The sequence below is a fragment of the Massilia terrae genome (assembly GCF_024753145.1).
In the GTDB taxonomy this organism is placed as follows: Bacteria; Pseudomonadota; Gammaproteobacteria; order Burkholderiales; family Burkholderiaceae_D; genus Telluria; species Telluria terrae.
In genome coordinates, this window is record NZ_JANUGU010000002.1 from 673,922 (window position 1) to 693,751 (window position 19,830).

A 19,830-nucleotide genomic window follows, 5' to 3' on the forward strand; every position below is an offset into this window, starting at 1 on the left:
CGTGTATTTGAGCTTATCGGGGTGCCGATTTCAGGCCTGCTCTTCCTTGGCCAGCAAGTTTTGTTGCGCAGTAATTTCGCGATAGCGCGCGCTCACCTGATCTTGGGTCAAACCGCTGGAAAACAACTGGTTAAGCTCTTTTTTTAACATCTCCTTTTTGATCTCGCGCACAGCGCTGAGCAAAACAATGCGTTCGGCGTCGATGTCCGGTTCCGGCTCGGCGGCGATCATGGCGATGAGGTGGTCGTATTCCGTGGTGACCTCTTTCAATTGCTCAGACAACGCCGCGAAGTTTCCGTTCGGTCCCAGCGACTGGGCCGTGGTCACCAGGTGGCACAGGCCTTCGGCCGCTTCCTCGCCGAAAAAGCTGAAGGCGGCCAGCGCCGACTCGTCGAGCGCATGCGCCAGCGAGGGCTGGGTGACGATCATGCGAATGATCTTCAGTTCCAGCCCCACCGGCTGGGGCCGGCCCTGGCGCGGCGGCGCACGCTTGACCGCAGCTACCGGCTTGGACAGGTCGAACAGGCTTTCGATTTCGGCCGGCGTCGATTCGGTCAGGCTGGCCAAGCCGCGCACGATCTGCAGGCGCAGGCTGGACGGCGCCATCGAGGCCAGCAGCGGCTTGGCGTCGAACTGGATGCGGGCGCGGCCTTCCGGCGTGGAAAGATCGTGCTCTCCAGAAACTTCACGCAGCAGGAATTGGGACAGCGGCATGGCGCTTTCGATTTCCTGGTCGAAAGCTTCGGCGCCGTATGCGCGCACATAGCTGTCCGGGTCGTGTTCTTGCGGCAAGAACAGGAACTTGACGGTCTTATCGTCAGACAAGTGCGGCAGGCAAGCTTCCAGCGCGCGGCGGGCGGCGCGGCGGCCGGCCTTGTCGCCGTCGAAGCTGAAGATGACCATGTCGGTCTGGCGCAGCAGCTTTTGCACGTGGGTACTGGTGCAGGCGGTGCCGAGCGTGGCCACCGCTTGCGGGAAGCCGAGCTGGGCCAAGGCGACGACGTCCATATAACCTTCCGTCACCAGCACGTAGCCGGCATCGCGGATGGCCTGGCGCGCTTCCCACAAGCCGTAGAGCTCGGTGCCCTTGCTGAACAGGGGCGTTTCCGGCGAGTTCAGGTATTTCGGCTCGCCGCCATCCATCACGCGGCCGCCGAAGCCGATCACCTGGCCCTTGGCATTGCGGATTGGGAACATCACGCGTTCGCGGAAACGGTCGTAGCGCTTCTTGTTGCCGCCGTCTTCGTCGACGTGGTCGATCACGAGGCCGGATTCGACCAGCGCCAGCGCCTCGTAGTCGGGGAACACGGACTTCAGGCTGGTCCAGCCGGCGGGGGCGTAGCCCATGCCGAAGCGGGCCGCGATTTCGCCCGTCAGGCCGCGGCCTTTCAGGTAGGCGATCGCGTTCGGGGCCTGGCGCAATTGTGCGCGGTAAAAGTCGCAGGCGCGCTGGAGGGCGTCGGACAGGGCCAGCGACTGGGCCTGCTGGGCAGCGCGCTGGGCGGGAGGAATCTTGTCGTCGTTGTCGGGGACGATCATGCCGACGTTCTGGGCCAGGTCCTTGACGGCGTCGACGAAGCCCATGCCGGAGTATTCGATCAGGAAGCCGATGGCGGTGCCGTGCGCGCCGCAGCCGAAGCAATGGTAGAACTGCTTGGTCGGGCTGACCGTGAAGCTGGGCGACTTTTCGTTGTGAAACGGGCACAGGCCCATGAAATTGGCCCCGCCCTTTTTCAGCTGAACGTAGCGCCCTACCACATCGACGATATCGACCCGGTTGAGCAAATCGGTGATGAAGGTTTGCGGTATCACTTGAAAGTGCAGTGTTTTGTCTCAGGTCAGACTATACCGCAGCGGCTGCTGCGGGTTGAGGTGCAGCAAGGCTTATACAAGCCCGTCGTCCCGGCGGAGGCCGGGACCCATAGAACAGATAACGAAGCCCGAATCCGGATTTATCGTTAACAATTAATAAAGACGGGCTTTTATCGGAGTTCCTGATAGATCTCGACAGCGGAGCCGGTCTATGGGTCGCGGCCTTCGCCGGGAGCCGGCTCCGGCAGTGCCGGAGACGACGGTTTTGAGTGTTGAGAATTAGACAAACAGCTCACCTGAGCGAGCACTCACCCCCACATAAACTCAAGTGCCGGTCAGGGCTTTCTTGACCTGCGCGGACACAGCCGTCATATCGGCGCGCCCAACCAGCTTCGGCTTGAGGATCGCCATGACCTTGCCCATGTCCTGCGGCCCCGCGGCGCCGGAGGCAGCCACGGCAGCTTGCACTTCCGCCGCCACTTCTTCGTCCGACAGCCCGGCCGGCATGTAGGCCGACAACACGACCAGCTCGGCCCGCTCGATGTCCGCCAGGTCCTGACGGCCGCCGGCTTCGAACTGGGTGATCGAGTCCTTGCGCTGCTTGATCATCTTTTCCACCACGGCCAGCACCTGCGCATCGTTCAGCTCGATGCGCTCGTCAACTTCCTTGCGCTTGATGTCGGCAAGGATCAGGCGGATGGTGGCGAGCTTGCCGCTTTCCTTGGCGCGCATCGCGGCTTTCATGTCGTCGGTGATCTGGTCTTTCAGGCTCATGGGGTCCTCGAGTGTCTTAAGAAAAAGGCAAAACCCGCTGCGGCAGCTACCGGAGCGGGTTTCACGACTGTTCAGCAGGTCCGCGCCGCGCGGCACACGCCGTCACGGGAACCAGTGCCGAGTCTGGAATTAGTACAGCTTCTTCGGCAGCTGCTGGCTGCGGATACGCTTGTAGTGACGCTTGACAGCGGCCGCCAGCTTACGCTTGCGCTCTGCAGTCGGCTTCTCGTAGAACTCGCGCGCACGCAGTTCGGTCAGCAGACCGGTTTTTTCGATGGTGCGCTTGAAGCGACGCATTGCGACTTCGAACGGCTCGTTCTCTTTAAGGCGGATAGTGGTCATGTAAAAATCAAACCGTTAGATTTAGGGAAGAAGGAGATTCTAGCAGCATTTTGTCAGCAGTGGAAGCGTTTAAACGGATGTGCCGGAATTGCTACAACTGATGAGATATCGCCTCTAACAGCAAACTTATTCGATGGCGTTGCCGGCGGCATAGCCGGACGCCCAGGCCCATTGGAAGTTGTAGCCGCCCAGCCAGCCGGTCACGTCGACGGTTTCGCCGATGAAGTAGAGTCCGGGCACCTTGTTGGTCATCATCGACTGCTGCGACAGCTCGCGGGTGTCGACGCCGCCCAGCGTCACCTCGGCCTTTTTGTAGCCTTCCGAACCATTCGGCACGATCGCCCAGCGGTTGATCGCGTCGCCCAGCTTGCGCAATTTTGCATCGGGCAGGTCGGCCAGGCGCGCGTCCAAAGCCAAACCATTGGCGGCCAGCAGCCCCTCGGCCAGCCGCGCCGGCAGCCACTGCCCCAGCACATTGCCCAACTGCTTCTTCTGCGTGGTTTTGGTGGAGATCAGCTCCTCCGCCACATCCATTTCCGGCAACAGGTCGAGCATGATCGGCGTCCCCGGCGTCCAGAAACTGGAAATCTGCAGGATGGCCGGGCCGGACAGGCCCCGGTGCGTAAACAAGAGATCCTCGCGGAAGTGGCCCCGCTTGGCCGCCCGGCCCTTGCCCGACTCGGTGGACACATCGACCTCCAGCGCGATTCCCGCCAGCGGCACGAAGGGCTGCCAACTGGGGCCGTCAAAGGTCAGCGGCACCAGGCCCGGCCGTGGCTCGATCACCTTCAGGTCGAACTGCTTCGCGATGCGATAGCCGAGGTCGGTCGCGCCGATCTTGGGAATCGACAGGCCGCCCGTCGCCACCACGACATTGCGCGCGTGCACGTCACCGCCGTCGGTGGCCAGCACGAAGCCCTCGCCTTCCTTGCGCAAGAATGCGATCTTGCACGGCATGCGCCAAGTGACGTCGCCGGCGGCGCATTCGGCACGCAGCATCTGGATGATCTGCTCGGAGGAATCGTCGCAGAACAGCTGGCCCTTGTGCTTCTCGTGCCAGGCGATGCGGTGTTTCTTGATGAGGCCGAGGAAATCCTGCGGCGTGTAGCGCGACAGCGCGCTCTTGCAGAAGTGCGGGTTTTCGGACAGGAAGTTCTGCGGGCCGGCACCGATGTTGGTGAAATTGCAGCGCCCGCCGCCGGAGATGCGGATCTTTTCGGCGAGCCGGGTCGCGTGGTCGAGCAGCACGACCCGCTTGCCGCGCTGGCCGGCCACGGCAGCGCACATCATGCCGGCGGCGCCGGCGCCGATTACTGCTACGTCGTAATGTTTTGTCATGGGATGCGGGATCCAGCCATCCAAACGCAACAGTGCTGCGGAAGAGATGGGGTTCCCGCCTCCGCGGGAACGACGAATGAGACCAAAGGGTAGATTGTACCGGTCGGCTCAGCCGGAAGCCAATGCGCGGGCCACGCGGATGCAATGCGCCGCCTGCGCGGCAATCGAGGCCGGCACCGGTGCCGCGCCTTGCAGCGCCAGCGCGATCCACTGCGCGGTCGACGCCGCGTCGCGCCCTTCCGGCAGCGCGGAAAGCTCATCGGTAGGCGCATCGCGCTCCGCCAGTACGGTGCGCTCGCCCTCGTGGAACCAATCGATCTGCTGGGCGCGGTGCGGATTGGCCACCGTCTCTCCTTCGGTGCCGCGCATCAGGAAGGCATCGCCCTGCCCCGCCGGCGCCGCCGTCGAGAAATATTGTCCGAGCAATTCAAGATATTCGGGGTGCGTGTACGACACCAGCCGCAGCGCGGGCCCATCAAATGGCTGCAGGATCTTGACCAGCGTATGCGTCGAATTGCGCACGCCCAGCACCCGGCGCAGTGCCAACTGCGCGGCCATACGCGGGGCCAGCGCCTCGATCGGCATGAAGCACGGCTTGTGCTGGGAAAATTGCCCCAGCATCTGCGCAGCGGAAGAGACGCGCACCCAGCCCAGCTCGGCGAAGATTTCGGCGGTGGTGATACGGCCGGGGTCGCTGCTCACGCCGTGCACCAGCACCGGCACACCCTCGCGCGCCAGCAAGCCGGCCAGCAAGGGCGTCAGGTTCGGCAGCTTGCGCGAGCCGTTGTAGCTCGGCAGCACCACCGGCGCGAACGCACCGCTCGGCGCCGGCAGCAGGCGCAGCGAGGCGCGGGCCGCATCCATGAAGCCGGCCAGTTCCTCGACCGACTCGCCCTTGATGCGCATGGCCAGCAGCAGCGCGCCCAGCTCGATGTCGGGCACGCGGCCATCCAGCATGGCCTCGTAAAGTTGGCGCGCATCCTCGCGCGTGATCGAGCGGGCGCCCTTCTGCCCGCGTCCGATTTCCTTGATGAAGTGGGCCGTGTGGAACGGCTGTTGATCGCTTTGCATGCCGACAGCTTACACCATGGCCATGATCGTTTTTGTCGAGATGGTGCAGTGCACCGAAATGTCAGCTACACTGGCTGTTACCTAGCAAACCGACGCGCCAAGATGACTACCACGCCCGATCTCGAAAATACCAACGTCCTCTCGTTCGCGGCCATGCCGACCCCGGACGAGCTGCACGCCAAGCTGCCCATCACCCCCACCGCCCATGCGAACGTGATGCATGCCCGCGAAACCCTGCGCGACATCCTCGACCGCAAGGACAAGCGCATGTTCGTCGTGGTCGGCCCGTGCTCGATCCATGACCCGGAAGCGGGCCTGGATTACGCGCGCCGGCTGCAGAAGCTGCAGGCCAAGGTGGCCGGCACGATGGTGCTGGTGATGCGCGTGTATTTCGAGAAGCCGCGCACCACCACCGGCTGGAAGGGCTTCATCAACGATCCGTTCATGGACGATTCCTTCCGCGTCGACATCGGCATGGAACGCGCGCGCCGCTTCCTGCTGGACGTGTGCGAGCTGGGCCTGCCCACCGCGACCGAAGCGCTCGACCCGATTTCGCCTCAGTACCTTGGCGACCTGATCGCCTGGACCGCGATCGGCGCCCGCACCACCGAATCGCAGACCCACCGCGAGATGGCGAGCGGCCTGTCGACCCCGGTCGGCTTCAAGAACGGCACCGACGGCGACGTCGACATCGCGGTCAACGCCGTGCTGTCCTCGTCCAAGCCGCACTCCTTCCTCGGCATCAACGAGCAAGGCTCGGTGTCGGTGGTGCGCACCAAGGGCAACGGCTACGGCCACGTGGTGCTGCGTGGCGGCGGCGGCCGTCCGAACTACGATTCGGTGTCGGTCGCGATCGCGGAGCAGGCCATGAAGAAGTCCGGCCTCGCGCCCAACCTGGTGGTCGACTGCTCGCACGCCAACAGCTACAAGAAGCCGGACCTGCAGCCGCTGGTGATGTCGGACGTGACCCGCCAGATCCGCCACGGCAACCAGTCGCTGGTGGGCGTGATGATCGAATCGAACATCGTCGGCGGCAACCAGCCGATCCCGGCCGACCTGACCCAGCTGAAATACGGCTGCTCGGTCACCGACGGCTGCATCGGCTGGGAAGAGACCGAGGAGATGCTGCGCGCCGCGCACGCAGACCTGCTGCAGCGTCCCTGAGCACTCTCATGGCCCGGCGCGAAAGGTCTTGAGCGCGCGCGCCAGTTCGGCCACCGTTTCATCCCAATCGCCGCTGCGGCGCTGGCGGAACAGGCGCATCACACCCGGGTACCAGGGCGTGTCGCTGCGTTCGGTGAGCCAGCGCCAGTCGGCCAGGTAGGCCGGCAGCAGCACCCAGCACGGCTTGCCGAGCACGCCCGCGAGATGGGCGACGGCGGTATCCACGCTGATCACCAGGTCGAGTCCCGCGATCAGCGCCGCGGTGTCGGCGAAGTCATCGATCGCGCCGGCCAGGTCGACCAGCGGGAATTCGCCAGTGTCCCCTTCACCCGCGCCTTTCTGCAAACTGAAGAAGCGCACGCCGGGCACCTGGGCGAGCGGCGCCAGCGTGGCGAGCGACGGCAGCGAACGCTCGCTATCGTTTTCGAAACCGGCGCCGCCCTTCCACACCAGTCCAACTTTGAGTGCGCCCGGCGCCGCTGCCAGCAGCGATGCCGAGCGCGCGATGCGCGCCGGATCGGGCGCGATGTAAGGCAGCGCGGCCGGAACGGAGTCCACTGTCGTGCGGAAGAAAAACGGCAAGCTCAGCGCGGGCACCCAGCAGTCCCAACCCGGAGTCAGCGGCTGGTCCAGCCCGATCGCCTCGTCGGCGCCGCGCAGGCCGCCGAACAGGGCGACCAGTCCCGGATGGCACAGCACGCCGACGCGCGCGGCGCCGGCCTGCTTGAGCTGCTCGCAGTAACGGCCGAACTGGATCATGTCACCGTGGCCGGCCTCGATGCCGACCAGGATCGCCGTGCCGGTCAGCGCTTCGCCCTGCCAGCGCGGCAGGTTCAAGTGGGGCTGCAGCACGTCGGCCCAGTCGCGCGCTTCGAGACGCTGCCAGCCTTCTTCCCAGCGTCCCTGGCGCAGCAACAGATAGGCCAGGTTGAACGCCGCCTTGCGATAGCTTGGATCGAGCAGGATCGCCTGGCGGTGGCAGGCTTCCGCTTCGGCTTCGCGGCCGGCGCAGGCCAGCATCACGCCGAAATTCGACAGGACCGATGGGGTGGCGGGGAAATCAGTCATCGCCTTGCGGTACAGCGCCTCGGCCTCGTCGAAGCGGCGCTGGCCGGTGAGCATCACGCCAAGGTTCAGGCGCGGCTGCAGCTGTTCGGGAGCGGAAGCGATGGCGCGCAGGTAGTGCGCTTCGGCCAGGTCGTGCTGGCCGTCCTTGTCCAGCGCGTAGGCCAGGTTGCCGATGGCTTCGATGAAATCGGGTTCCAGCGCGAGCGCGGCGCGCAGTTTTTCGGCGGCGGCGGGGAAGTCGCGGGTGGCGAAGTGGGCGCCGGCTTCGTGGAACAGGGATTCGGCTGAGGTCATGCACTGATCTTACTTGCCGACCGACCCGAACAGCAAGCGACCCGCGCCTGCTTTACAATAGTCGATTACGCGCGCACCGCGCATGCCATCTTTTCCACACCACCCATGATTGTCCTCGGCGTCGAATCTTCCTGCGATGAAACCGGCCTGGCTCTGTACGACACCGAGCGCGGCCTGCTGTCCCATGCCCTGCACTCGCAAGTCGCGATGCACGAGGAGTACGGCGGCGTGGTGCCGGAACTGGCTTCGCGCGACCACATCCGGCGCGCGCTGCCGCTGCTGGAACAGGCGCTGTCCTCGGCCGGCATCGCCAAGACCGACATTGACGCCATCGCCTACACGCAGGGGCCCGGCCTGGCCGGCGCGCTGCTGGTCGGCTCGTCGGTGGCATGCAGCCTCGCGCTGGCGCTGGACAAGCCGGTGCTGGGCGTGCACCACCTGGAAGGCCACCTGCTGTCGCCCTTGCTGGCCAGCGATCCGCCCGAGTTTCCCTTCATCGCCCTGCTGGTCTCCGGCGGCCACACCCAGCTGATGCGCGTGGATGGCGTCGGCCGCTACACGCTGCTGGGCGAAACGCTGGACGACGCCGCCGGCGAGGCCTTCGACAAATCGGCCAAGCTGCTCGGCCTGGGCTACCCGGGCGGTCCGGCGATCTCGCGCCTGGCGGAATTTGGCGATCCCACCGCCTACACGCTGCCGCGCCCGATGCTGCACACGAAGGATTTCAACTTCAGCTTCTCTGGCCTGAAGACCGCCGTGCTGACGGTGGTGAAGAGCCAGCAGACCAATATCTGCGAGCAGGACAAGGCCAATATCGCGCGCGGTTTCGTCGACGCGATCGTCGACGTGTTGACCGCCAAATGCGTGAACGCGCTGCGCCACACCGGCCTGAAGCGACTGGTGATCGCCGGCGGCGTCGGCGCCAACGCGCAGCTGCGCGCTTCGCTCAACGCGGCGGCGGCGAAAAGGAAATTCCGCGTCTACTATCCGGAGCTGGAGTTCTGCACCGACAACGGCGCCATGATCGCCTTCGCCGGCGCGCTGCGCCTGAAAGCCAAGCCGGATGCGGCCCAGCACGACTACTCCTTCAACGTGCGTCCGCGCTGGCCGCTGGACGAACTCGAAGCAGCTTGAGCTTTATGTAACAGAATCCTACGGTGCGACCGTCGAGCGCCATCAATGGCACACTCACCCGGTCTCGTTGTCAGTAGGAGGTGCGCCACATGCGGGTGGTCAGTTGGAACATACGCTGGGGCTGCGGAAGAGACGGGCGGATCCGCATCCACGCCATCATCGACGTGCTGCGCAGGCTGAATGCGGACATCATCTGCCTGCAGGAAGTAGCTGCCAATCATCCGGAACTCGAAGGCAGTGCGTCCTCGAACCAGTTCCGGCAACTGGCCGGCGCCTTCGGTGGCTACCACAGCGTCGAGCACGCACCGAGCGAGCTCTACAAGAGCAATATGCCTCGCCTGTTCGGCAACCTGTTGCTATCGCGCTTCCGGCTCACCCAGGTGCATCGCCATGTGCTGCCGTGGCCGCCGGATCCGGCGGGGCGCGCGGGCATGCCGCGCGGCGCGCTCGAAGCCGTGCTCGATACGCCGAACGGCAAATTGCGCGTGCTGAACACGCATCTGGAATACCAGTCGCAGACGCAGCGCATGGCGCAGGTGCGACAGCTCAAGTACCTGCATTGGGAAGCCTGCGAACGGGCGCGCCTGTTCCAGCCCGATCCCACGCTGGACGCGCCCTACCAGTTCGGGCTGCGGCCGGAAACGGCGATCATCTGCGGCGATTTCAACTTCCTGCAGGACTCGCATGAGTACCGGGAATTGCTGTCGCCGGGCGCGGAAGGTTCGCTGCCGCTGGTGGACGCGTGGCGTCACCTGCATCCCCACCAGGCACGGCCGCCGACCACCGGACTGCACGGGTTTCCCTGGCCGGACAAGCCGGAATGCTATGACTTTTTCTTCGTCACAAACGACCTCGCGCCGCGGCTGAGCAATACTGAGGTGCTGTCGGAAACGGCGGCGTCGGATCACCAGCCGATTGTGCTGGACCTGGCTTGATGCAGTCGCAAGATTTAAAAGTAGAGCCGTCATTCCCGCTTTCGCGGGGATGACGTTCTCGTATAAAAACGATTCCGCAATTAACGCTGCCAGCGGCTTCGCCTAGGCCTGCGCCGCAATCTCGCGCAGTGCGCGCTCGAACACCTCCGGCGGCTGGCCGCCGGAAATCAGGTGCTTCTGGTTGATGATGACCGCAGGCACCGAATGGATCCCGGCGCGCTGGAAGAACTGCTCCGTCTCGCGCACCTCGTCGGCGTATTCATTCGATTCGAGAATCCGCGCCGCCTCGCCCTTGTCGAGCCCGACACTGTCCGCCACCTCCAGCAGCACCTCGTGCGAGCTGGGATCTTCCCCGCGCGTGAAATAGGCTTCGAACAGGGCCCGCTTCAGGTCGCGCTGCTTGCCTTGGTCTTCCGCCCAATGCAGCAGGCGGTGCGCGTCGAAGGTGTTGTAGATGCGGCCGCGCTTGTTCATATCGAAGGTGAAGCCGACGTCGGCGCCGCGCTGGCGGATCATCTCGCGCGAATGCTGTTGCTGCTCTTCCGTCGCGCCGTATTTCTGAGCGATGTGCTCGCCAATGTCCTGGCCTTCCTTGCCCATGTTTGGGTTCAGCTCGAAGGGCTGGAAGTGAAGGTCGGCGGAGACCGCGTCGCTGGCGTGTTCGAGCGCCGTTTCCAAAGACGCCAGCCCGATCGCGCACCACGGGCACGATACGTCGGACACGAAATCGATTCTCAGTTGCTTGCTCATGCCCTCATCCTTTCGCTTGTGGCTATCTGATCGTCGCAATGATAGCCGGTTTGGAAAGACGAGGCAGGACAGCCTACTTTTTCTTCTTCGCCTTCACCGCAGGCGCGGCAGCGGCCGCCTTGCCGCCGATCTTCGATTCTTTCCCCGCCAGCAGGTTCGAGATGTTTTTGCTGTGACGGAACATCAGCAGCATGCTCATGACGATCACGGCGAACAATTTCTCGTCCGCGCCGAACAGCAGGCCGTAGTAGAACGGCGCAAACAGCGCCGCGATCAGGGCCGCCAGCGACGAATAGCGGAAGGCGTAGGCCACCACCAGCCAGGTCGCCAGCGTCGCCAGGCCCAGCCAGACGTTCAGGCCCAGCAGCACGCCGAGCGCGGTCGCCACGCCCTTGCCGCCGACGAAGCGGAAGAACACCGGATACAAGTGCCCCAGGAACACCGCGACCGCCACCAGCGCCACGCCGCCATCCTCGACGCCATACTGCGGCCCCAGGTATTGCGCCAGCCACACCGCCAGCCAGCCCTTGGCGCCGTCGCCGACCAGGGTCGCGATCGCCGCCTTCTTGCTGCCGCTGCGCAGCACATTGGTGGCGCCGGGATTCTTCGAGCCGTAGGTGCGCGGGTCGGACAGGCCGAAGGCACGGCTCATCACCACCGCGAACGAGATCGAGCCGATCAGGTAGGCGGCCACGGTAAAGATCAGTGTATTCATCTTATTTATTGTCGGCTGGAAAACTGGTTCGTGAATATACACCATCCCTCAGCGGCGGCGATACCTCAATTCACCACCGTCGTCCCGGCGCAGGCCGGGACCCATAGACCGCTTGAGTTGTCGAAATGCAGCCGCAGGCCAGTAAGCTCAGCATGGGTCCCGGCCTGCGCCGGGACGACGGTGCAGACTTTAACTAAGTAAGCGGCGGTGACGACCTATTGCGGCAGCGCCACCTCGACCGGCTTCGGCCCCAGCACCCGCAGCAGCTCCTTCGGCTCGATGCTCACCAGGTAGCCGCGCCGTCCGCCGTTGATGTAGATGCGCGGCAGGTCGAGGATGGACTTTTCCACGTACACGGGCATCTGCTTGCGCGTGCCGAACGGACTCGTCCCGCCCACCAGGAAGCCGGTGTGCCGGTTCGCCACCTCCGGCTTGCACGGCTCGACCGACTTGCAGCCGATCGCACGCGCCAGGTTTTTGGTCGACACCTTGCAATCCCCATGCATCAGCACGATCAGCGGCCGCGCCGCTTCATCCTGCATCACCAGGGTCTTGACCACATCGTGCTCGGGCACGCCAAGGGCCTGCGACGATACCGCGGTGCCGCCGTGTTCTTCGTATTCGTAGGGGTGTTCCGAGAAGGCCACGCCATGCTTGCGCAGGAATTGGGTGGCCGGCGTTTCGGATACGTGCTCTTTCTTCGCCATGCGTGTTACGCTTAAGTGCTACGGAGGAGTTGCTTATTATGCAGCAAGAAATCCGCTTTGCCACGTTTAACGCGTTTAACCTGGCTCCCCCCGGCGCCAAGCTGTACGACAACCTCGAGCCCTGTTGCGAGGAATTGTACGAGGCGAAAGTCGACTGGACCGCGCGCCAGCTCGACATGCTCGATGCCGACGTGATCGGCTTCCAGGAGATCTTTTGCCAGGCCACGCTGCGCGCGGTGCTGGCGCGCACCCGCCGCTACCGCGACGCCACCCTGCATGGCTTCGATCCGGATCCGGATGCCGATCGCCTGACGCCCAGTGTGGCGCTGGTGTCGCGCCTGCCGCTGGCCGGGCCCGCCACGCCGCTGCGCGATTTCCCGGCCGGGATCGAAGCGCCGCCCGGCATGCGCGACCCGCACCGCTTTACCCGCGCCCCGCTGCACGTGCCGATCCTGCTGGCGCCCGACGTCGTCGTCGACGTGCTGGTGGTGCACCTGAAATCGCGCCGCCCCGACTACCGCAACGGCGACAGCAGCGAGGACCCGGCGCTGTACGCCCTGGCCTGCCTGCGCTCGCTGATCCGGCGCGGCACCGAGGCCGCCGCCTTGCGCGTGCTGCTGACCGGGCTGGCGCGCGCCAGCGGCCGTCCGCGCATCGTGCTGGGCGACTTCAACGACGTGGCCGATTCGGTCACCACCGGCATCGTGCTGGGCAACGGCGGCTGCGCAGCGGCGCGCATGTACGATGCCTGCCAGCTGCAGCGGCGCCAGGACCACCTGCGCCACGTCGGCTTCTCGGTGGTCCACGACGGCCACTACACCACCATCGATCACATCCTGGTGTCGGAGGAGTTCAACACCGCCCTGCCCAACGCGATCGGCGAAGTGGTCGAGGTGCTGTACCTGAACGACCACCTGGAGCTGAACCTGCCGGAAGCGTCCGACCATGGCCAGGTGGTGGCGCGCCTGCGCCTTTTCGACGAGGCGCACGGCCTCATGGACGCTGGCTTGTAGGATCGCCCTCGCGCCGGCCCTTGCTGGCGTAATGCCCCTGGTATTCGTCGCAGCCGTGCTCGCGCAGGAAGCGCAGCTGCTCGGCCGTTTCCACGCCTTCCGCGATCACCTTCAGGCCCAGGCTGCGCGCGACCGCGATGATGGCCGGGATCAGCTCCGCGCCCTCAGGGGTGGTGATGCCTTCGATGAAGGAGCGGTCGATCTTGAGCTTGGACAGCGGAAAGCGGCGCAGGCAGGACAGGCTGGAATAGCCGGTGCCGAAGTCGTCGATGGTCAGCTGCACGCCGCGCTGGCGCAGCGCCTCCACGGTGTCGTCGGCGGTGGCGTTGCCCTGCATGATGACGCCTTCCGTGACCTCGAGGTCGAGGAAGCGCGGGTCGAGCCCCGAGTTGGCCAGCGCATTGTCGACCGCCTGCAGCAGGTTGGGATGGATGAACTGGGCGCCCGACAGGTTGACCGCGACCACCATCGGGAAGCCCTGGTCGCGCCACACGCGGGCCTGGCGGCAGGCTTCGCACAGCACCCATTCGCCGATCGGCACCATCAGCCCGGACTCCTCCGCCACCGGGATGAATTCCTGCGGCATCAACAGGCCGCGCTCCGGATGGCGCCAGCGCAGCAGCGCCTCGACGCCGATGGTGCGGCCGGTCTCGATCTCGATTTCCGGCTGGTACTCGAGCACGAACTCGCGGTTTTCCAGCGCCCGGCGCAGCATGTTTTCCATCTGCACGCGTTCGACCACGTGGTCGTTCATGGCCGGGCTGAAGAAGCGGTACGCGTTGCGTCCCTCCTGCTTGGCGTGGTACATGGCGACGTCCGCGTGGTGCAGCAGGGTGACCGATTCCTCGCCGTCGCCGGGGCAGATGGCGATGCCGATCGAGACCGACTGCACGATCTCCTGGCGCTCCAGCTCGATGGGGCGCGCCAGCGCCTGCATCACGTTGCCGGCCACGTGGGCGGCTTGTTCGGCGCCGTGGATGTCGGCCAGCAGCACCACGAACTCGTCGCCGCCAAGGCGGCTGACGGTGTCCACCCCGCGCACGCTGTGGCGCAGGCGCTGCGCCACTTCGCGCAGGACGATGTCGCCGGCCTTGTGCCCGAGCGTGTCGTTGATCTGCTTGAAGCGGTCGAGGTCGATGAACATCACGGCGAAACACTTGCGCTCGCGCCGCCAGGTGGCCAGGGCCTGCTGGATGCGGTCGAGGAACAGCACCCGGTTGGGCAGGCCCGTCAAGCCGTCGTGCTCGGCCTGGTGGCGCGCGTTTTCCTCGGCCCGCTTGCGCTCGGTGATGTCGGTGAGCATCGACATATAGTTGATTACCTTGCCGCCATCGTCGCGAATGGCGGTGACCGCGACCCACGCCGGATACTCGATGCCGTTGGCGCGCACGCTGGTGATCTCGCCTTCCCAGTGGCCCTCGGCCAACACCCGTTCGCGGATCTCGTCGTAGAAACCGACGTCGTGCACGCCGAAGCGCAGGCTGGGCAGCTTCTTGCCGACGATGTCGCTGGCGGTGAAACCGGAAATATCGGCGAAGGCCTGGTTGACCGAGATCACCCGGTATTCGGTGTCCATGATGATGATGGCGTCGCGGCAGTTCTCGAAGACCTGGGCCGCGCGGTGCAGGCTGAGCTCGGCCTCGGCGCGCAGCGTAATGTCGATCGCCATGCAAAACACCTGCTGTACCTGGTCACCGCGGAAGATGGGGAAATGGCTCGCGTGCACCCAGCGGCTGAAACCGTCCGCCGCCTGCACTTTCCAGTCGAGCGGCGCGGGCGCCTGGCCGGTGCGCCAGATGTCGGCCATCATCGCGTCGAACTCGGCCTGGCGGTCGAGGTGCGACACCAGTTCGCGGAACGGCCGCCCGAGCGCGGCCTCGACCGGCCAGCCGAACAGCCCGGCCGCGGCGTGGTTCCAGAAGCGCACCGTGCCGTCGTAGTCCTGGCTGTAGATGGCGACCGCCGGCGACAGTTCGAGCGCGGCCACGTAGCGGTACAGCCAGTCGAGCGCGGCCCATCCCGGATTATCGCGTTCCGGGAGGGTCAGTGCGGGCAAATCGGCGTTCACGGTAGACCTCTTTCCAGAATGACCGGGATGATCGGGCAAAAGCACATTTTTATGCGCCACTTCCAGGACGGATTTGCGCCATCACAGCGGGAACACGCTTTGGCTCGCATCTGACACTTTATCCAGTTTTTCGCGCATTCCAACTCGCGGAAACCACCGCTCGTCGCATTCCCGTGGCGGCGCGGCTGGTCCTTTCCTATAGTTGCCACCATGCGCCGGCTTGCTCCATCCTGCCGCCAGGAAGGAGCACCGGCGCCATCCCGCTCGCACGCATAACAAGAGGTTCACGATGAAACTCGAAGCTCCCCCGCTGCCCCACGCCGCCGCGCACTTTCCCACCCGCAGGCGCCGCTGGCGCAAGAGCGCGATCGTGATTGCGCTTGCCGTGATCGCCTCCGCCGCCAGCTGGACCGTGTTGCACAAATCCAAGGCGGAGCCAACCCAAGCAGGCGCTTCCGCCCTGAAACCAACAGTCTACGAACTCTCGCCGGGTGATGTCGCCACGGTTGCATCAGGCGAATTGCGGGTCGGCCTGCCGCTGTCCGGCGCCCTCGCGCCGCTCCGGCAAGCCACCATCAAATCGAAGGTGTCAGGCGTGGTGCTGGAGAGCAGCGTGCAGGAAGGCACGAGCGTGGCCGCGGGCCAGGTGATCGCGCGGCTCGACGGCGCCGATGCGCGCGCCCGTGTAGCCCAGCAGCAAGCCGCACTGGACGAGGCCAATGCCCGGCTGGCGCTGGCGGCCAAGAACAAGGCCAATAGCGCGGCCTTGCTCAAGCAGAATTACATTTCCCAGAACTCCTTCGACACCAGCCAGAACAGCGTCGAGCTGGCGCAGGCCGCAGTGGACGCCGCCAAGGCCCAGCTGGAGATGGCCCGCATCGCCTTGGGCGACACCGTGATCCGCGCGCCGCTGGCGGGCGTGGTCAGCAAGCGCTTCGTCCAGGCCGGCGACAAGCTGGCGCCGGATGCGCCGGCGTTCTCCATCGTCGACCTGCGCCAGCTGATGCTGGAGGCGCAAGTGCCCGCTTCCGACATCCCGCGCGTGAAAGTGGGCCAGGAAGCGCGCTTCCAGGTCGACGGTTTCGCCGGACGCGACTTCAGCGGCAAGGTGGCGCGCATCAGCCCGACCACCGAAACCGGCTCGCGCGCCATGATCGTCTATATCAGCGTGGACAACGCCGACGGCGTGCTCAAGGGCGGCATGTTCGCCAAGGGCAATCTCACCACCGCAAAATCGGCGCCCGGCGCGCTGGCGCCGCTGGCGGCCGTGCGCCACGACGGCGGCCAGGACCTGGTCTATCGCGTCGACGCCGGCAAGGTGGTGGCGCAGCCGGTCAAGCTCGGCCTGCGCAATGAGGACGATGGCACGGTGCAGGTCACCGAAGGGCTGGCGCCGGGCCAGACCGTGATCGCCACCAGGCTGGACGGCGTCAAGCCGGGCAGCAGCGTCAAGCTGGCGGCCGCGCCTGCGCCAGCCGCCAGGAAAGGCTGAGCCATGTGGATCACCAGGACCAGTATCCGCCACCCGGTCTTCGCGACCATGGTGATGGTCGGGCTGATGGTGCTCGGCCTGTTCTCGTACAAGAGCCTGGGCGTGGAAAGCATGCCCAACATCGATGTGCCGGCAGCATGGGTCGAGACCATCTATCCGGGCGCCTCGCCCGAGCAGGTCGAGAACGACGTCACCCGCCCGATCGAGGAAGTGGCCAACACCGTCAGCGGCATCAAGACCGTGCGCAGCAATTCGTGGGAGGGCCGCAGCGGCGTCGGCCTCGAGTTCACCCTCGACACCGACACCAACCGCGCGATCCAGGACCTGCGCGACAAGATCGCGCAGGTGCGCGGCCGCTTCCCGCGCGAGGTGCGCGACCCGGTCGTGATCCGCCAGAACGGCGAGGACAACACCACGGTCGCGATCTACGCCGTCACGGCCAAGGACCACAGCATGCGCGACCTGTCCACGCTGACCGACCAGGTGATCGTCAAGCGCCTGCAGGCGGTCGCCGGCGTGGGCCAGATCTACGTGAACGGCAAGACCAACCGCCAGGTGCTGGTGCAGATCCGTCCCGCGCAGCTGCGCAGCCTGAACGTCGGCGTGGACGAGGTGGTGCGCGCGATCCAGGCCACCAATGCCAACCTCCCTGCCGGCAGCATCATCCACGGCCGCAGCGAGCGCATGGTGCGCATCGAAGGCATGATGAAGACCGCGCGCGACTTCAACAACATCATCGTGGCGCGCCGCGCCGGCGGCCCGGTCTACCTGAGCCAGGTGGCGGAGGTGGTCGACGGCGAGCAGGAAGAGCAGTCCCTGTCGCGCGTCAATGGTGTGCGCGCCATTTCGCTCCAGATCGGCAAGGTGCAGGACGCCAACACCGTGCAGGTGGGCGACGGCGTCAAGCAAGCCATCGAGGAGATGAAGAAGACGCTGCCGCCGGACGTGCAGTTCAGCAACCTGCAGGACGTGGCCAAGGACGTCAAGAGCCAGCTCGACAACGTGAAGGAAACCATCGTCGAGGGCGCCCTGTTGACCATGCTGATCGTGTTCTTCTTCCTGCATTCCTGGCGCAGCACGATCATCACCGGGCTGACCTTGCCGATCGCGGTACTGGCCAGCTTCATCGCGGTCAAGGCCTTCGGTTTCACCCTGAATTTCATGACCTTGATGGCGCTGTCGCTGTGCATCGGCCTGCTGATCGACGACGCCATCGTGGTGCGCGAAAACATCGTGCGCCACCTGGGCCTGGGCAAGCGCCACCTGAAGGCCGCCGAGGACGGCACCAGCGAGATCGGCCTGGCGGTGATGGCCACCACCTTCGCCATCGTCGCCGTGTTCGTGCCGATCGCCTTCATGAAGGGCCTGATCGGGCGCTACTTCCTGCAGTTCGGCATCACGGTCGCGGTGGCGGTGCTGGTCTCGCTGTTCGTCAGCTTCACGCTCGACCCGATGCTGTCCTCGGTCTGGCCCGATCCGGTGAAGGACCGCTTCAAGTACCTGCCCTGGCTGGGGCGCCTGATGGAGCGCGTCGAACACGGCATCGAACGGGTGCACGGCTGGTACGACCGGGTGCTGGCGCTGGCCCTGGCCTGGCGCAAGAGCACCCTCGCGATCGCGGTGGCGATTTTCGCCGGCAGCCTGATGCTGGTGCCGCTGGTCGGCGGCGAATTCGTGCCGCAGACCGACCACGGCTTCATCCAGATCCGCTTCAAGACGCCGCTCGGCTCCAGCCTCGACTACACCGACAGCAAGGTCAGGCAGGTCGAGGCCGCGCTCGCCCCGCTCACGGAAATCGAGAGCATGAGCGCCGATGTCGGTGCGGCCGAGGGCAAGAACTACGCGACGGTCAACCTGAAGCTGACCGACGTCCGCCAGACCCATCGCCGCTCGCAGCAGGAGCTGGAAAAGGTGGTGCGCGACCGGCTGGCGCCGATCGCCGGCATCACGCTGATGGTGGGCGACCGCCCGATCTTCATCGCCATCCTCGGCACCGATGAAGCCGCGCTCGACAAGACCGCGCACGAGCTGATGGACAAGATGCGCCAGGTGAAAGGCGTGGTCGACATCGAGTACAGCCAGGAAGGCGGCAGCCCGGCCACCATCGTCAAGATCAATAACGAGATGGCCAACGACCTCGGGCTGAACGTGGCCCAGGTCGGCGCGGCGCTGCGGCCCTTCGTGGGTGGCGACCAGACCAGCCGCTGGCTGGCGCCGGACGGCCAGAACTACGACGTCAACGTGCAGCTGCCCCGCTCCGGTCGGCAGAAAGTGTCGGACCTGGCCGACCTGGCGGTGGCCTCGTCCAAGCTGGACGCGCAGGGCAACCCGATCATGGTGCCGCTGCGCCAGGTGGTCGACTTCGTGCCCTCGTTCAGTCCGCAGGTGCTCAAGCGCCAGGCGCTGCAGCGGCGGGTCGCGATCTATGCCGGCGTGCAGGGCCGTCCGGGCGGCGACGTGATGGGCGATGTGCAGAAGGCGATGAAGGCGATGAAGCTGCCGGCCGGTGTGCGCTTCGACATCGGCGGCCAGCAGCAGATGATGGACGAGACGCTGGTCGGCTTCATGACGGCGATCGCGATCGCGGTGATCTTCATCTACCTGGTGCTGGCCTCGCAGTTCGGCAGCTTCCTGCAGCCGATTGCGATCATGATGTCGCTGCCGCTGTCGCTGGTGGGGGTGCTGCTGGCGCTGCTGGCGACGGGCAGCACGCTCAACATCTTCTCCTTCATCGGCATCGTCATGCTGATGGGGCTGGTGACCAAGAACGCGATCCTGCTGGTGGACTTCGCCAACCACGGCCAGCGCGAAGGCTTGCGCCAGTGCGAGGCGGTCAAGCAGGCGGGCCAGGTGCGCCTGCGGCCGATCCTGATGACGACCATGGCGATGGTGTTCGGCATGCTGCCGATGGCGATCGGCGCGGGCGACGGCGGCGCGACCCAGGCGCCAATGGGGCGCGCGGTGATCGGCGGGGTGATCACGTCGACCCTGCTGACCCTGGTGGTGGTGCCGGTGGCGTACACCTATCTCGACAGCCTGGGCAGGCGGGTCAAGCGCTGGTTCCAGAAGGGGCAGGAGGAGGCGCCGGCCGCAGCAGAAGCATGATCCCGTCGTCCCGGCAATGCCGGGAACGACGGTTGATACTCAAGCTCA

General features: G+C 65.5%; 16 protein-coding genes. 6 read left to right on the top strand and 10 right to left on the bottom strand.

Features of this window, described 5'->3' with window-relative positions; translation table 11 throughout:
* Nucleotides 1–30: 30 nt before the first annotated feature.
* The 5 genes from dnaG to ybiB all read right to left on the bottom strand — a co-directional run bounded on the left by dnaG (nucleotide 31) and on the right by ybiB (nucleotide 5,337).
* Nucleotides 31–1,812, bottom strand: a complete 1,782-nt coding sequence (dnaG, locus tag NX778_RS10225; protein WP_258811621.1) for a DNA primase — start codon at nucleotides 1,810–1,812, stop codon at nucleotides 31–33.
* A 324-nt stretch (nucleotides 1,813–2,136) separates the two neighbouring features.
* The gene (locus tag NX778_RS10230; protein WP_258811622.1) at nucleotides 2,137–2,586 is read right to left on the bottom strand and encodes a GatB/YqeY domain-containing protein; all 450 of its coding nucleotides are present in this window, start codon (nucleotides 2,584–2,586) and stop codon (nucleotides 2,137–2,139) included.
* Nucleotides 2,587–2,715: 129 nt separating this feature from the next.
* Nucleotides 2,716–2,928, bottom strand: a complete 213-nt coding sequence (rpsU, locus tag NX778_RS10235; protein WP_005665410.1) for a 30S ribosomal protein S21 — start codon at nucleotides 2,926–2,928, stop codon at nucleotides 2,716–2,718.
* A 126-nt stretch (nucleotides 2,929–3,054) separates the two neighbouring features.
* Nucleotides 3,055–4,266 (bottom strand): BaiN/RdsA family NAD(P)/FAD-dependent oxidoreductase, encoded by a 1,212-nt coding sequence (locus tag NX778_RS10240; RefSeq protein WP_258811623.1) that lies wholly within the window; start codon nucleotides 4,264–4,266, stop codon nucleotides 3,055–3,057.
* 108 nt (nucleotides 4,267–4,374) lie between these two features.
* The gene (gene ybiB / locus NX778_RS10245; protein WP_258811624.1) at nucleotides 4,375–5,337 is read right to left on the bottom strand and encodes a DNA-binding protein YbiB; all 963 of its coding nucleotides are present in this window, start codon (nucleotides 5,335–5,337) and stop codon (nucleotides 4,375–4,377) included.
* Between the two features lie 102 nt (nucleotides 5,338–5,439).
* On the opposite strand from ybiB, the gene NX778_RS10250 reads away from it, so the two are divergent.
* Nucleotides 5,440–6,501, top strand: a complete 1,062-nt coding sequence (locus tag NX778_RS10250) for a 3-deoxy-7-phosphoheptulonate synthase (protein ID WP_258811625.1) — start codon at nucleotides 5,440–5,442, stop codon at nucleotides 6,499–6,501.
* Between the two features lie 6 nt (nucleotides 6,502–6,507).
* Here the strand turns inward: NX778_RS10250 and NX778_RS10255 are convergent, their stop codons facing one another.
* Nucleotides 6,508–7,863 carry a tetratricopeptide repeat protein gene (locus NX778_RS10255; RefSeq protein WP_258811626.1) on the bottom strand — a complete coding sequence of 452 codons (1,356 nt, stop codon included), beginning with the start codon at nucleotides 7,861–7,863 and terminating at the stop codon, nucleotides 6,508–6,510.
* A gap of 105 nt (nucleotides 7,864–7,968) precedes the next feature.
* Between NX778_RS10255 and tsaD the strand changes: the two genes are divergently transcribed.
* Both tsaD and NX778_RS10265 read left to right on the top strand, forming a co-directional pair.
* Nucleotides 7,969–8,997, top strand: coding sequence for a tRNA (adenosine(37)-N6)-threonylcarbamoyltransferase complex transferase subunit TsaD (tsaD, locus tag NX778_RS10260; RefSeq protein ID WP_258811627.1), 1,029 nt, complete (start codon nucleotides 7,969–7,971; stop codon nucleotides 8,995–8,997).
* A gap of 89 nt (nucleotides 8,998–9,086) precedes the next feature.
* Entirely contained in the window at nucleotides 9,087–9,932 is an 846-nt protein-coding gene (locus tag NX778_RS10265; protein WP_258811628.1) for an endonuclease/exonuclease/phosphatase family protein, read from the top strand.
* Between the two features lie 102 nt (nucleotides 9,933–10,034).
* On the opposite strand, the gene NX778_RS10270 is transcribed toward NX778_RS10265, so the two are convergent.
* From NX778_RS10270 to ybaK, 3 genes are all read right to left on the bottom strand, one after another.
* On the bottom strand, nucleotides 10,035–10,682 hold the full coding sequence (locus NX778_RS10270) for a DsbA family oxidoreductase (RefSeq protein WP_258811629.1): 648 nt from the start codon (nucleotides 10,680–10,682) through the stop codon (nucleotides 10,035–10,037).
* Between the two features lie 73 nt (nucleotides 10,683–10,755).
* Nucleotides 10,756–11,397 (bottom strand): glycerol-3-phosphate 1-O-acyltransferase PlsY, encoded by a 642-nt coding sequence (gene plsY, locus NX778_RS10275; protein ID WP_258811630.1) that lies wholly within the window; start codon nucleotides 11,395–11,397, stop codon nucleotides 10,756–10,758.
* Nucleotides 11,398–11,612: 215 nt separating this feature from the next.
* Nucleotides 11,613–12,104: a Cys-tRNA(Pro) deacylase gene (ybaK, locus tag NX778_RS10280; RefSeq protein ID WP_258811631.1), complete on the bottom strand. Its 492-nt coding sequence runs from the start codon at nucleotides 12,102–12,104 to the stop codon at nucleotides 11,613–11,615.
* A 38-nt stretch (nucleotides 12,105–12,142) separates the two neighbouring features.
* Between ybaK and NX778_RS10285 the strand changes: the two genes are divergently transcribed.
* Nucleotides 12,143–13,117 carry an endonuclease/exonuclease/phosphatase family protein gene (locus tag NX778_RS10285; protein ID WP_258811632.1) on the top strand — a complete coding sequence of 325 codons (975 nt, stop codon included), beginning with the start codon at nucleotides 12,143–12,145 and terminating at the stop codon, nucleotides 13,115–13,117.
* Here NX778_RS10285 and NX778_RS10290 read toward each other — a convergent pair.
* Nucleotides 13,098–15,185, bottom strand: coding sequence for a putative bifunctional diguanylate cyclase/phosphodiesterase (locus NX778_RS10290; protein WP_258811633.1), 2,088 nt, complete (start codon nucleotides 15,183–15,185; stop codon nucleotides 13,098–13,100). The two genes, NX778_RS10285 and NX778_RS10290, sit on opposite strands and share 20 nt — an antisense overlap.
* 289 nt (nucleotides 15,186–15,474) lie before the next feature.
* On the opposite strand from NX778_RS10290, the gene NX778_RS10295 reads away from it, so the two are divergent.
* Together NX778_RS10295 and NX778_RS10300 are read left to right on the top strand one after the other, a co-directional pair.
* Nucleotides 15,475–16,677 carry an efflux RND transporter periplasmic adaptor subunit gene (locus tag NX778_RS10295; protein WP_258811634.1) on the top strand — a complete coding sequence of 401 codons (1,203 nt, stop codon included), beginning with the start codon at nucleotides 15,475–15,477 and terminating at the stop codon, nucleotides 16,675–16,677.
* A 3-nt stretch (nucleotides 16,678–16,680) separates the two neighbouring features.
* Entirely contained in the window at nucleotides 16,681–19,782 is a 3,102-nt protein-coding gene (locus NX778_RS10300) for an efflux RND transporter permease subunit (RefSeq protein WP_258811635.1), read from the top strand.
* Nucleotides 19,783–19,830: the final 48 nt, after the last annotated feature.